The sequence below is a fragment of the Erythrobacter colymbi genome (genome assembly GCF_002155685.1).
GTDB classification, from domain to species: domain Bacteria; phylum Pseudomonadota; class Alphaproteobacteria; order Sphingomonadales; family Sphingomonadaceae; genus Erythrobacter; species Erythrobacter colymbi.
In genome coordinates this window covers 295,153-308,468 of the sequence record NZ_MUYK01000001.1, presented here as the reverse complement: position 1 = coordinate 308,468, position 13,316 = coordinate 295,153, and the positions used below count along the sequence as shown (strand labels likewise).

Here is a 13,316-nt window from a genome sequence, read left to right as displayed (position 1 = left end):
AATAAGTATGCGGCGCGTGGGAATCCCGCGCGCCGCCTGCTACACCCGCGCCGCTCGGGCAACGGACGGGGATGATATATGCGCGATGTGGTGGCAGTCGATATCGGCGGGACGCATGCCCGCTTTGCCATTGCCAGCATAGGCGCGGACGGCGCGATCGCGCTCGACGAGCCCGAAACGCTCCACACCGCCGATTACGCGAGCTTCCAGACCGCGTGGGAAGCCTTCCGCGAGCGCAAGGGCGGCACCCTGCCCCCTGCGGTCAGTATCGCGATTGCCGGCCCCGTCGGCAGCCCCGGCAAGCCCAATCCGGTGATCCGCTTCACCAACAACCCCTGGATCATCCGCCCCGCGCTGATCCCCGAGAAGCTCGGCGCGCCCAGCTACACCATCGTCAATGATTTCGCCGCCGTCGCCCATGCCGTGGGCCGCGCGGATGACAGCCAGTTCCTGCACCTTGCCGGCCCTGACGTGCCGCTCGGGCGGGAGGGCACCATCTCGGTGCTCGGCCCGGGCACCGGCCTCGGCGTCGCGCATCTCTACCGCTCCGGCGGCACCTACCGCGTGCAGGCGACCGAGGGCGGGCATATCGACTACGCCCCGCTCGATTCGATCGAGGACGCGATCCTCGCCCGCCTGCGGCAGCGCCACAACCGCGTGTCGGTGGAGCGCGTGGTCGCCGGCCCCGGCATCGTCGACATATACCAGGCGCTCGCCGCGCTCGAACACCGCTCCGTGCCCGAGCGTGACGCAATCGAGATCTGGAACCTCGGCACCAGCGGCGAGGACAGTCTGGCCGCCGCTGCGGTGGACCGCTTCTGCCTCTCGCTGGGCTCGGTCGCGGGCGATCTCGCGCTGGCGCAGGGGGGCTTTGCGGGCGTGGTGATCGCGGGCGGCCTCGGCTACCGCATCCGCGAGACGCTGCTCGCTTCGGGCTTTGCCGCAAGGTTTCGCGCCAAGGGCCGCTTCGAGAGCCTGATGGCCTCGATCCCCGTCAAGCTGATCGTCCACCCGCAGCCGGGCCTGTTCGGCGCCGCCGCCGCCTTTGCTTCCGAGCACGGAGACACCGCGTGAAGTCGGTCGCGGCGCTCGAGGCGCGGCTCGGCGAGCTGCACCAGCGCACCCGCGAAACGCCGCTGTTCAACCCGGTCTTCCAGCTTTCGCTCGATCTCTCGCGTGCGCTGGAGGGGGGCGAGGTCAGCCTCGACGATCTCGCCGCGCTGGTGGCGGAGCTGGAATGCGATGGCCTCAAGGCCCGCGCCCGCAAGCTGCGCACGCTCCTTGCGCCGCCCGCCGCGCCCGCGCCGCTGGTGGGCGAGGAGGACGATTTCGACACCTTCCGTGACCGCTGGGAGCGCCCGCAGCTCCACGCCGTGTTCACCGCGCACCCGACCTTCCTGCTCGCCCCGGCGCAGGGCGAGGCGGTCGCGATTGCCGCCTCCGCGGCGCAGGAGGTGGACGACACCGTCTGCGCCGTCCCCGCCACCCGCAGCGCCGTCACCCTCGATCACGAGCACAAGGCCGCCATGAATGCGATGGCCCGCGCGCAGGACGCCCGCGACGTCATCGTCGCCCGGCTGCTGGGCGAGGCACAGGCGCGCTGGCCCGACAGCTGGCGCAGTCTTCGCCCCCTGCCCTTCCGCTTTGCGAGCTGGGTCGGCTACGACATGGACGGGCGCACCGACATCGGCTGGCACACCTCGATCGCTTTCAGATTGCAGGAGAAAGCCGAGCGGCTGGCGCGCTACACCGCCTCGCTCGAAGCGCTCGATCCCGCCCACCCGCTGCTTGCGACCTTGAAGCCCGCCGCCGCCTTCGCCGCCGCGCGCGCAGCCGATTTCACCGCCGACCTGTCAAGCGCCGAGGCACTGGCGGCCGCCGCCAACCGGCTGACGGAGCACAGCGGCGACAATCTCCTCTCGCTCGCTCCGCTGATCGCCGCGCTGGAGAATGAGGCGCAAGCCGCCGATCCGGCACGCGCCGTGGCGCTGCTCACGCTCGCTGCCGCGATGCGCGCTGATGGCCTCGGGATGGGCTGGATCCACTTCCGCGTGAACGCCAAGCAGCTCCACAACGCGGTGCGCCGCCGGCTGGGCGATCACGAGGCGATCGACCTCGCAAGCAAGGGCGCCATCGCCACGCTGCGCCGGCTGGTCGACGAGGCCAAGCCCTTGCGCACCAATTTCGCCGCGCTCGCCACTGAAAGCTCCACCGCGATCCGCCAGTTCCTCGCGATGGCGCAAATCGTGAAGCACATCGACGCCGACGCCCCGATCCGGATGCTGGTGGCCGAGTGCGAACAGCCCGCCACGGTGCTCGCCGCGCTCTATTTCGCCAAGCTGTTCGGGGTGGAGGACAAGGTCGATGTCTCGCCCCTGTTCGAGACCGAGACCGCGCTGGAGCACGGCGGCCGCTTCCTCGACGCGCTGCTCGCCGAGCCCGCCTACCGCGCCTATGCGCGGGCGCGGGGGCGGGTGGCGGTGCAGACCGGGTTTTCGGACGCGGGGCGCTTCGTCGGGCAGGTGCCTGCCGCGCTCGCGATCGAGCGGTTGCAGGGCCGTTTGGCCGAAGCGATGGCGGCGAACGGCCTCGGCGATCTCGCCGCGCTGGTGTTCAACACCCACGGCGAGAGCATGGGCCGCGGCGCGCACCCCGCATCCTTCCGCGACCGCATCGAATGGCCGCTATCTCCTTGGGCACGCAGGCGTTTTGCGCGCGCCGGCATCCGACTCGAGCCCGAGGTCAGCTTCCAGGGCGGCGACGGTTACCTGTTCTTCGCCACCCCCGAACTGGCGCTCGCCACGCTCAGCCGCATCGCCGAACTGCGCCCGGCCGAGACCGACCTCGCCGCTCCCGCCGACCCCTTCTACCACCGCACCGATCTCAGCCTCGATTTCTACCGCGCGGTGAAGGAGCATCAGGGCGACCACCTCGCCAGCCGCACCTATGCCCGCGCGGTCACCGCCTTCGGGCTCGGCTTGCTCAATCCTACAGGCAGCCGCGTTTCGCGCCGCCAATCGGACATCAATGCCGACCGCGAAATGAGCCTGCGCCAGATCCGCGCGATCCCGCACAACGCGATCCTCCAGCAGCTCGGCTATCCCGTCAACGTCATCGCCGGGATCGGTTCGGCGGCGGACGGCAACCGCGAGGAACTCGCTGCTTTGCTTGCCGATTCTCCCCGCGGCAGCCAGATCCTGCGGCTTGTGCGGGCGGCCAATGCGCTCGCCAGCATCAAGACCGTCGCGGCCTATGGCGAGCTGTTCAACTCGGCCTATTGGGCGAGCCGCACCTATCGCGGGACCGAGGACCATCTGGCCGGTTCCTGCGCCGCGCTGGCGGAGTATCTTGTAGGAGACGACCGCACGGGCGTGTTCCGCCGCCTCGCCTCACGCCTCCGGATCGACGCGCTGAAGTTCCACCGCCTGCTCGATCTGCTCCCCGGCGAGGGCGGCGACAGCGAGGCGCGCGAGCATGTGCGGCGGCGCATCGGGGTGCTGCAGGCGCTGCGTCTGGCGCTGCTCCAGCACATGTTCCTCAAGGTCGTCGCGGTCCCGGCCTTCAGTCGCGCCAACGACATCAGCCGCCGCGATGTCATTGAAATGGTTCTGACTTTACGAGTCGACGAGGCGCTCGCCCAGCTGCGCCGCGCTTTCCCGGTGCGCGTCCCCGGCCCGCGCGACTTCCCTCTCGACGAGCCCTCCGACTACCCCGACGGCGGCGAGGAAGGCTACGGCGCCTACGAGCGCGACTTCATGACGCCGATCGCAAGGGCGCAGGAGCTGAGCCTCAGGATCTCGACCGCCATCGCCAACGAATTCGGAGCGCACGGCTGACCGCTGCTCCGGCGCGATGTTTCACGTGAAACCGCGCTCCGAGGGCCCTGCTGGCGGAGGCTGGCGGGGGTCTGGCGGGGGCTGAGGGGGGTCTGAGCCGGCCTGAAAGGGGTCTGGCGGGGTGCGAGCGGCGCTTCCCCGAGAGGCCAGCTTTCGGATCGCGGTAGCCCGCCCCTCCACCACCTTCGGTGGTCCCCCTCCCCTGAAGGGGAGGACTACTTTGCCGTGCTGCCCCGGCGGATCAGGCTCACCGGCACCCGCCGCCGTGCGGCATCGCCTTCGCCGAGCACCGCTTCGACCAGTGCCGCGCCGGCTTCGGCCGGGTCGGGGGCGATGGTGGTGAGCGGCGGGCGGCTGAAGCGGCCCGCGACGAGGTCGTCGAAGCCCATCACCCCGATCTGCTGCGGCACCATCATGTCGGCCTCGGCGAAGGCCTCGATCGCGCCCAGCGCCATCGCGTCGCAGGCAGCGAAGACCGCGTCGATCCCCTCGCCCCGCTCGATCAGGCGGCGCGCCGCGCGGCGGCCTTCTTCCTCGCGGGTGGCGGCGTTGACCGTGGGGGCAAGGCACGGCTCGAGCCCCGCCTCGCGCATCGCCTCGGCATAGCCCTCGTAACGCTCGGTAAACTGCACCTGCGGCGTGTTCAGCGCGCCGAGGAAGCACGGCCGCTTGTAGCCCGCCGCGAGCAGGTGCTCGACCGCGAGGCGTCCGGCCGCACGGTTGTCAGAACGCACCCAGTCGAGCTCGTCGAAGGGCGATCCCCAATAGGCGACCTTGCGGCCCTCGCTCTCGAGCCCGCGGAAATGCTCCCACGCGGCGGCATTGGTGGTCGTGCCGATCACCACGAGGCCATCGGCCCGCCCCTGTTCCTGATAATGGCCGAAGAAATCCTCGGGCCGCGCCTGGAAGCTCACCAGCGTCTCGAAACCCCGTTCCGAGGCGGCGACGCACACGCTGCCGAGCAGGGCATAGGCGAAGGGGTTGATCGAGGAGGCGCTGTCGCCCTCGCGGCAGATCACCACCACCGCGAGCGTGCCGGTGGAGCCGCGCCGCAGCCGCGCCGCGCGCTCGTCGACGAAATAGCCCAGCGCCTCGGCCGCCTCCATCACCTTGCGACGGGTGGCCTCGGCGATCGCGGGAGAGCCCGAGAGGGCACGGCTGACGGTCGGCTGGCTGACGCCTGCACGCTCCGCCACATCGAAGGATGTCGGCCGTCTCTTGGATCCCCCGGACATGACGCGCACTCTAGGGCGGGATGTTATCCCCGCGCAAGGCTGGCCTGCATTGCTATTCGCACTGGAATTGCCTCGCCTGCTCTTGCAAGTTGACAGGAGCGCGCGGATTGTGAACGTTCGCAACACAGCGAAGCGGAGCAACCGCGCGCGGGGAGAGGGATCAGCGACAATGGCAATGGCACCGGGCGGAAGCGCAACGGCGGATTACGGGCAGGCAGCGGGCGCGGGCACATCGCAGGTCCATGCGCCGGGCCTCAACTACTTCGTCTTCGCGCTGTTCTTCATCTTCGGCGGGATCACCTCGCTCAACGACGTGATCATCCCGAAGCTCAAGGAGCTGTTCACGCTCAACTTCTTCGAGGCGAGCCTGGTGCAGTTCTGCTTCTTCATCGCCTATGCGGTGATCGGCATCCCCGGCGCACGGCTGATCAAGAAGCTGGGCTACATGCGCGGCGCGGTGGCGGGGCTGCTGACCATGATGGCGGGCTGCCTGATGTTCATCCCGGCGAGCCAGACCGCGCTCTTCCCGATGTTCCTGTTCGCCTATTTCGTGCTCGCGACCGGCGTGGTGCTGGTGCAGATCGTGGCGAACCCGCTCATCAGCCTGCTCGGGCCGGAGCGCACGACGCACAGCCGCCTGACCTTCGCACAGGCGTTCAATTCGCTGGGCACGACGATTTTCCCCTATGTCGGCGCAGGCATCATCCTCGGCTCCATTGCCAGCGTCAGCGCCGACCAGCTTTCGGGCGAGGCCCTGCAGGCCTATCGCCAGACCGAGAGCGCGATCATCACCAGCACCTATCTCGGCCTTGCCGCAGCGCTGGCGCTGGTGGCTGGCGTGGTGTGGATGTTCCGCAACCGGCTGAAGGGCGAGCGCCACGAGGAGACCAGCCTTGCCGACGGCCTCGCGCTGCTGAAGCGCCCGCGCTTCGGCTACGGCGCGGCCTGCATCTTCCTCTATGTCGGCGCGGAAGTCGCGATCGGCAGCTTCATCATCAACTATCTGGCGCAAGGGCACATCCTCGGCCAGCCGGAAAGCGTGATCGGATGGATGGTGACGCTCTACTGGCTGGGGGCGCTGGTCGGGCGCTTCATCGGCTCGCTGGTGCTGCGCTTCGTCAGCCCCGGCCTCACGCTGAGCGCGGTTGCGGCGGGCGCGATCACGCTGATCCTGATCTCGGCCAACAGCACCGGCACACTCGCGGGCTACTCGCTGCTCGCGGTCGGCCTGATGAACGCGATCATGTTCCCGACGATCTTCAGCCTCGCCTGCGAGAAGCTGGGGCCGCGCGCGGCGGATGGATCGGGGATCATCAACGTCGCCATCGCGGGCGGCGCGATCATCCCGCCGATGTTCGGCGCGCTGGCCGATGCGACCAGCCTCGCCTTCGCGCTGGTGCTTCCCGCGGCCTGCTATGCGATCATCGCCGGGTTCGGGGTGTTTGCCAGAAACCCCGCGAAGGACACCGACACCCCGGAGATCGCCGGCGTATTTGAATAAGTATGCGCCCACTGGCGGATAATTCCCCGTGCGCCTAGTTAGGGCGCACGAGGGAAAGGGCCACCTGCATGAGCTTCACCGCTGACCGCCTGCTGCTGTTCGGAGCCACCGGCGACCTTGCCCAGCGCATGCTGCTGCCGAGCCTGTTCGCGCTCGACGCCGATGGCCTGCTCGCGCCCGATCTCAAGATCGTCGGCACCGCGCGCAGTGCCATGTCGGACAACGAATACCGCAACTTCGCCCGCGCCGCGCTGGAGAAATATCTCCCCGCCGAGCGCCGCGGGAGCATGGCGGGCTTCCTCAACCGCCTCGCCTACCAGACCCTCGATGCGACCACGCTGGAGGGTTACAGTGCGCTAGCCGAGAAGGTCGGCACGCCCGAGCGCGGACTTGCGATCTTCCTCTCGACCGCGCCGAGCCTGTTCGAGCCGACCATCAAGGGACTGCAATCGGCAGGCCTGACGGGCGAGACGGTGCGCATGTGCCTCGAAAAGCCGCTGGGCACCAACCTCGCCTCGAGCCGCGAGATCAACGATGCGGTCGCCGCCGCCTTCCCCGAGAGCCGGATTTTCCGGATCGACCACTATCTCGGCAAGGAGACGGTGCAGAACCTGCTCGCGCTGCGGTTCGCCAACCTGATGTTCGAGCCGCTGTGGAACGCGGCGCATATCGATCACGTGCAGATCACCGTGGCCGAGACGGTCGGCCTCGAAGGGCGCGTCGCCTTCTACGACGATGCCGGCGCGATCCGCGACATGGTGCAGAACCACATGCTCCAGCTGCTCGCGCTGGTGGCGATGGAGCCCCCCGCCCACTTCGATGCGACCGCGGTGCGTGACGAGAAGGTCAAGGTGCTGCGCGCGCTGAGGGCGGTGGAAAAGGGCGAGACCGTCACCGGCCAGTACCGCGCCGGCGCGATCGGCGGGCAGGCAGTGCCGGGCTATGACGAGGAGCTCGGCAAGGAGAGCGGCACCGAGACCTTCGTCGCGATCAAGGCCCATGTCGACAACTGGCGCTGGAAGGGCGTGCCCTTCTACCTGCGCACCGGCAAGCGCATGCCCAAGCGCGTCACCGAGATCGTGATCCAGTTCCGCTGCGTGCCGCACTCGATCTTCGCGGGCAAGGGCGCGACGATGCAGCCCAACCGGCTCGTGATCGGCATCCAGCCGGAAGAGAACATCACCCTCTCGCTGATGGCGAAGGTGCCGGGCCTCGACCGCGAGGGCATCCGCCTGCGTTCCGTGCCGCTCAACATCGCCATGCCCGACGCCTTCACCGGCGCGGTGCGGCGGATCGCTTATGAACGCCTGCTGCTCGATCTGGTCGAAGGCGACCAGACGCTGTTCGTGCGCCGCGACGAGGTGGAGGCGCAGTGGGAATGGGTCGACGCGATCCGCGCCGGGTGGGAGGCGGACGGCCTCACCCCGAAGACCTACACCGCCGGCAGCTGGGGGCCGAGCGCCGCCATCGCGCTGGCCGAGCGGGACGGAGTGACCTGGCATGAATGACACCCTCCACAAGGTGACGCAGCGCGTCATCGAAAACTCGCGCACCAGCCGCAGCGCCTATCTCGACCTCATCCGGCGCGAGGGCGACAACATGGGCGAGCGCAATGCCGTCTCGTGCTCGAACCTCGCGCATGCCTATGCCGGGATGGAGGAGGACAAGGCGGCACTCGTCGCGGGTCGCGGCGCGAATATCGGGATCGTCACCGCCTATAACGACATGCTCTCGGCGCACGCGCCCTATTACCGCTATCCCGAGCGCCTCAAGATCTACGCCCGCGAGATCGGCGCCACGGCGCAGGTCGCGGGCGGCGTCCCCGCGATGTGCGACGGGGTGACGCAGGGCGAGACGGGGATGGAGCTGTCGCTCTTCAGCCGCGACGTGATCGCGCTCTCGACTGCCGTCGCCCTCAGCCACGCGATGTTCGACGGTGCGCTCCTGCTCGGCATCTGCGACAAGATCGTGCCGGGCCTCCTGATGGGCGCGCTCAGGTTCGGTCACCTGCCGATGATCTTCGTCCCCGGCGGGCCGATGCCGAGCGGCATTCCCAACAAGGAAAAGCAGCGCGTCCGCCAGCTCTATGCGGAAGGGAAGGCGACCCGCGCGGAACTGCTGGCGAGCGAGATGGGCAGCTATCACTCGCAGGGCACCTGCACCTTCTTCGGCACGGCCAATTCCAACCAGATGATGATGGAGATGATGGGGCTCCACGTCCCCAATTCCGCCTTCATCAACCCCGGCACCAAGCTGCGGCAGGCGCTCGACCGCGAGGCGGTGCACCGCGTCGCGCAGATCGGGCGCAAGAGCGAGGATTACCGCCCATTGGGTCTCGTCGTCGACGAGAAGGCGATCGTGAACGCTGCCGTCGGCCTGCTCGCGACGGGCGGCTCGACCAACCACGCGATCCACCTGCCCGCGATGGCGCGCGCGGCGGGGGTGATCTTCGACTGGAACGACCTTTCGGAACTCTCCAGCGCCGTCCCGCTGATCGCGCAGGTCTATCCCAATGGCGCGGGCGACGTGAACCACTTCCACAACGCGGGCGGCATGGGCTTCGTGATCGGCGAGCTGCTCGAAGCAGGCCTCGCGCATGGCGACATCCTGACGGTCGGGCGCGGCGGCTTTGCCGACTACGCCAAGGAGCCGGGGCTCGACGGCGATGACCTCGTCTGGCGCGAGGTCGGCCCTTCGGGCGACGACACGATGCTCCGCCCGGTGGCGACGCCCTTCAAGCCCGACGGGGGGATGCGCCTCCTCGAAGGCAATCTCGGCCGCGCCTGCTTCAAGACCTCGGCGGTCGATGAAGCGCGCTGGACTGTGGAAGCGCCCTGCCGCGTGTTCGAGGATCAGGCGGCGGTCGCTGCCGCCTTCAAGGCGGGCGAGCTCGACCGCGACGTGGTGGTCGTCGTCCGCTTCCAGGGCCCGCGCGCCAACGGGATGCCCGAACTCCACAAACTCACCCCGCCCTTGGGCGTGCTCCAGGACCGCGGCTTCAAGGTCGCGCTGGTCACCGATGGCCGCATGTCCGGCGCGAGCGGCAAGGTGCCCGCGGCGATCCACTGCACCCCCGAAGCCTTGGGCGGCGGCCCGCTCGCCCGGCTGCGCGATGGCGACGTGGTGCGGGTCTGCGCGGTGACGGGCGAGCTTTCGACCACCGCCGACCTGTCGGCGCGCGAACCCGCCGCCGATCCCGCTGCCGACAGCGGCACGGGTCGCGAGCTGTTCGGCATGATGCGCCGCTTTGCCGACGGGGCCGAACAGGGCGCCTCGGCGATGCTCGCCACCGGAGGAATGTGATGAATATCGACGCCATCATGCGCACCGCGCCGGTCATCCCGGTGATCGTGATCGAGGACGAGGCGCATGCCGTGCCGCTGGCCGAGGCGCTGGTCGCGGGCGGGCTTCGGGTGCTCGAAGTCACGCTGCGCACCCCCGCCGCGCTGGGCGCGATCCGGGCGATGAAGCAGGTTCCCGGCGCGATCGTGGGCGCGGGCACTGTCACCAATCCGCGCGAGCTCGATGCGGCGCTGGAGGCGGGGAGCGAATTCATCGTCTCCCCCGGCCTCACCGACACACTCGGCAAGGCGGCGATTGCGGCGGACGTGCCCTTCCTTCCCGGCATCGCCAATGCGGGCGACATCATGCGCGGGCTCGACCTCGGGCTCGACCGCTTCAAGTTCTTCCCGGCGATGGCGGCGGGCGGCCTCCCTGCACTGAAGGCCCTCGCCGCGCCCTTCGCCCAGTGCCGCTTCTGCCCGACCGGCGGGATCAGCCTCGAAAACGCGCCCGAGTGGCTCGCGTTCGATCCGGTGCTGTGTGTCGGCGGCAGCTGGGTCTCGCCCAAGGGCGCGCCCGACCGCGCGACGGTGGAAGCGCTGGCGAAAGAGGCTTTCGGGCTGCGGTGATTTCCTCCCCCTCCCCGCGGGGAGGGGGTCGGGGGGTGGGGGCTCTGCCCTATCGGATGTAGCGGGGCAAAAGCTTCCGGAGTCTCGGACAAGACAGGCTGGAGCACTGGGCGAGGGCACTAGGCAGGGTTGCGAAGCCGGTCTCGGGCCGCTTCTTGAGCCAGAGCCATATCTCTCGCCACAGCCGCTCTGGCCAACACCTTCGCCAACTCAAGAATGGCAGGCTGAGGTTCTCGGCTCATGCGACGATGGGCGAAGCCGCCCTCTCAAGAGCCCTCTTCACACAACGCGACACATCGGCCCGCCATGAATCGAATGCGTCGCGGTTGAGCCTCAAGAACAGGTTGTAGCCGGCATGGCCGAGCCGGTCTTCCACTCGTGTAGCAAGCCGCTCAGGGTAGCGCTTGTTGACGGCGCGCCACTGACCAAACTCACTTCCGTCATGGTCTTTGAGGGCGCTACGCACCTCTTCAGACTCCACAACATTCCGGATGATGCGGAGCATCTCGGCGTCCGTTGCGAACGCCTCTCGACCGAGCTCGACGACCAGGATTTGCTCGAATCTCGCTTTGTCGAAGCTCGGCATCGGGTTCAATCCTCGGATGGTTGTTCAAGCAGCTGCCAACCGACAATCGCTCGGGTATGAAGATTGATCACCGAACCATCGGCAAGCACGAGATCGGTCCACTCTCCTCGCGCCCGAAGCCTGATGGGATCGGCTGGCCCCCCCGGGAAGAAGATGCGCACCAACTCCCCGTCGTTCTCCATGGCTGATATGGCCTCTTCGACGATACGCTCAGCAGCGTCAAAGACGTGATCGAATCTGGGATTTGTCATGACTCGAGCCTATCACGTTCGCGCCCCGAGTCACCCCGCATCACCCGCTTATGATCAGCTCCTTCGCCGGTCGCTGGCCGCCGCCAGCGCCGTAGTGCAGCGAGACCTCTTCCATCTCGAAGCCGGCGAACATCTCGCGCACCTCGGGCCGGTCATTCAGCGACAGGATGAAGTGCCCCTGAAGCCCGCCCAAGAGGCGTCTCAGACGGCCGAAATCGGCCTCTGAGAAGATGTCCTTCCCATAGTCGTCCGTGTGGCCCCAGTACGGCGGATCGCAGTAGAAGAGGGTTCCCGGCCGGCTGTCGTAGCGCTCGATGCAGGTGCCGAAGTCGAGGCACTCGATCAGCACGTCTTCGAGCCGCTCGTGGACCGCCTCCAGCATCGGCTCCAGCTTGCTGAGGCTCCAGCGAGGGCGCTGGTAATCGATCCCGAAGCTGCGGCCCATCCCGCCGAAGCTTGCCTTCTGGATGTAGAGGAAGCGCGCCGCCCGTTCGAGGTCGGTCAACTGGTCGGCCGGCGTCGCCCGCAGCCGCTCGAAATCGGCGCGGCTGTAGAGCTGGAACTTCAGCACATCGAGCAGCTGCTGGTAGTGCCGCTGGAGGATGCGGAAGAGCGTGACGACATCGCGATTCACGTCGTTGATCACTTCCAGCTTCGGGCGCAGCGGGCGGCGGAAGAACACTCCGCCCATGCCCACGAAGGGCTCGACATAGCGGGTGTGCGGGATCTCGGCGATGCGCTCGCCGATCCGGCGCGAGAGGGCGCGCTTGCCGCCCAGCCACGGCGCGATCGGCTGGACGGGGCGGACGGGCTCAAGCCTCATGCGCACCCCCCGGCCCGCCGGCAGTCCCGGGCGAAGTCAGCTGCGAGAGTGCGATACGCGAACGCTGCAGCCAGGCTGCAAACCCCGTTACCGGCTCCCCGGGTGCGGTCCACCCGATCGGCCAACCCATCACGTGCTCGAAGAAGCGCGGGTTGGAGGTCAGCTCTCCCAGAAAGGAGCCGCTCCCACCGTTGAAGCTCACCCGGACCGGGGGCGAAGAGCGGGCTGCCATCGCCGCAGTCCAGCCCAGCGCCATCAGCACCAGCCAGAGCTTCGTCCAGGTGCGCGCCGCGTTGGTGAGCGAGTACTGCCCCGAGCTCGTCGGCGGGACATAGAACGGGCTGCGCGGCTGCAACTCGCCCGTTGTCACGATCAGGTCGGGGATGTAGCCCGCATCCGTAGCCGTCGGCGTGGGCCATGATGAAGAGGCGGCGACGCCGGTGCGAAGCGCCGACTTCTCGCGCTGTGAACAGGCCCGCTTTTGCGCGGTAGCCCAGCCTTTGAAGGCTGCGGGCGACCTCGGCAAATCCCAAATCGATGTGTCCTTCGACGTTCTCCGCGAAGACGACGCGGGGGCGCACCTCACCGATGATCCGCTCGACCTCGGGCCACAGATGCCGAGGGTCGGCCTTGCCGCGGCGCTTTCCGGCGAGGCTGAAAGGCTGGCAGGGATAACCGGCAGAGAGGATATGAATGCGATCGCGCCACGGGCGGCCGTCGAAGGATCGCAGATCGTCCCATACAGGCGCGCGATCCAGCCCCGCGTCTTCCATCCGGGCCACAAGAGTGGCCGCAGCATGGGCTTCCCGCTCGACGAAACATGCAGTGCGATATCCGGGCTCGGCGATGGCGAGCCCGAGTTCGAGCCCGCCATATCCGGCGCAGAGAGAGAGGCCGTGGATCGGCTGGGCGGCACGTAAAGCCACAATTGTAGTCTCCTCAGGGGTCGCTCTGGGCGGTCCGAGAAGGGCTCGATGGCCTCCATGAATTGATTTGCCGGCAGCGGCGGCACTTGACCTCGATCTCGCCTGCCAGCGCCCCGGGTTGTGCCCGAAACAGCAGCGCACGGCAAGACGCGCACCTATACTCTTCCTTCATGTGTCACACCTAGATCGGCTCCGCCGCTTGCGGCCGGGGGAGCCAGACGGGCCGGTCATGACGGCCCCAGGTGCG

At 68.4% G+C, this 13,316-nt stretch carries 12 protein-coding genes and 1 pseudogene; 6 read left to right on the top strand and 7 right to left on the bottom strand.

The window, feature by feature from the left end:
- Positions 1-78: 78 nt before the first annotated feature.
- Positions 79-1,074 (top strand): glucokinase, encoded by a 996-nt coding sequence (locus BZF57_RS01480; protein ID WP_086733865.1) that lies wholly within the window; start codon positions 79-81, stop codon positions 1,072-1,074.
- Positions 1,071-3,836 (top strand): phosphoenolpyruvate carboxylase, encoded by a 2,766-nt coding sequence (locus tag BZF57_RS01475; RefSeq protein ID WP_086733863.1) that lies wholly within the window; start codon positions 1,071-1,073, stop codon positions 3,834-3,836. The genes BZF57_RS01480 and BZF57_RS01475 overlap by 4 nt, the downstream gene beginning before the upstream one ends.
- Positions 3,837-4,051: 215 nt before the next feature.
- On the opposite strand, the gene BZF57_RS01470 is transcribed toward BZF57_RS01475, so the two are convergent.
- On the bottom strand, positions 4,052-5,071 hold the full coding sequence (locus BZF57_RS01470) for a LacI family DNA-binding transcriptional regulator (RefSeq protein ID WP_086733861.1): 1,020 nt from the start codon (positions 5,069-5,071) through the stop codon (positions 4,052-4,054).
- A 169-nt stretch (positions 5,072-5,240) separates the two neighbouring features.
- On the opposite strand from BZF57_RS01470, the gene BZF57_RS01465 reads away from it, so the two are divergent.
- From BZF57_RS01465 to eda, 4 genes are all read left to right on the top strand, one after another.
- Positions 5,241-6,572 carry a sugar MFS transporter gene (locus BZF57_RS01465; protein WP_086733859.1) on the top strand — a complete coding sequence of 444 codons (1,332 nt, stop codon included), beginning with the start codon at positions 5,241-5,243 and terminating at the stop codon, positions 6,570-6,572.
- Positions 6,573-6,640: 68 nt separating this feature from the next.
- On the top strand, positions 6,641-8,080 hold the full coding sequence (gene zwf / locus BZF57_RS01460; RefSeq protein ID WP_086733857.1) for a glucose-6-phosphate dehydrogenase: 1,440 nt from the start codon (positions 6,641-6,643) through the stop codon (positions 8,078-8,080).
- Positions 8,073-9,875 (top strand): phosphogluconate dehydratase, encoded by a 1,803-nt coding sequence (edd, locus tag BZF57_RS01455; protein ID WP_086733855.1) that lies wholly within the window; start codon positions 8,073-8,075, stop codon positions 9,873-9,875. The genes zwf and edd overlap by 8 nt, the downstream gene beginning before the upstream one ends.
- Positions 9,875-10,483, top strand: coding sequence for a bifunctional 4-hydroxy-2-oxoglutarate aldolase/2-dehydro-3-deoxy-phosphogluconate aldolase (gene eda, locus BZF57_RS01450; protein ID WP_206073175.1), 609 nt, complete (start codon positions 9,875-9,877; stop codon positions 10,481-10,483). Before edd ends, eda begins: the two co-directional genes overlap by 1 nt.
- 238 nt (positions 10,484-10,721) lie before the next feature.
- Here eda and BZF57_RS01445 read toward each other — a convergent pair whose 3' ends face one another.
- The 6 genes and pseudogenes from BZF57_RS01445 to BZF57_RS21770 all read right to left on the bottom strand — a co-directional run bounded on the left by BZF57_RS01445 (position 10,722) and on the right by BZF57_RS21770 (position 13,241).
- The gene (locus tag BZF57_RS01445) at positions 10,722-11,069 is read right to left on the bottom strand and encodes a hypothetical protein (RefSeq protein ID WP_086733851.1); all 348 of its coding nucleotides are present in this window, start codon (positions 11,067-11,069) and stop codon (positions 10,722-10,724) included.
- Positions 11,070-11,074: 5 nt separating this feature from the next.
- Entirely contained in the window at positions 11,075-11,320 is a 246-nt protein-coding gene (locus BZF57_RS01440) for a hypothetical protein (protein ID WP_086733849.1), read from the bottom strand.
- A 40-nt stretch (positions 11,321-11,360) separates the two neighbouring features.
- The gene (locus BZF57_RS01435; RefSeq protein WP_086733847.1) at positions 11,361-12,143 is read right to left on the bottom strand and encodes a DNA adenine methylase; all 783 of its coding nucleotides are present in this window, start codon (positions 12,141-12,143) and stop codon (positions 11,361-11,363) included.
- A complete protein-coding gene (locus BZF57_RS21560) occupies positions 12,133-12,513 on the bottom strand; it encodes a hypothetical protein (protein WP_240505812.1) in 381 nt (126 codons plus the stop codon). The genes BZF57_RS01435 and BZF57_RS21560 overlap by 11 nt, the downstream gene beginning before the upstream one ends.
- Before the next feature lie 88 nt (positions 12,514-12,601).
- Positions 12,602-13,069, bottom strand: a pseudogene (locus tag BZF57_RS21775) (DNA cytosine methyltransferase); the annotation flags it as partial.
- Between the two features lie 13 nt (positions 13,070-13,082).
- Complete coding sequence (locus BZF57_RS21770; RefSeq protein WP_086733845.1) at positions 13,083-13,241, bottom strand: Com family DNA-binding transcriptional regulator; 159 nt, start codon at positions 13,239-13,241, stop codon at positions 13,083-13,085.
- Positions 13,242-13,316: the final 75 nt, after the last annotated feature.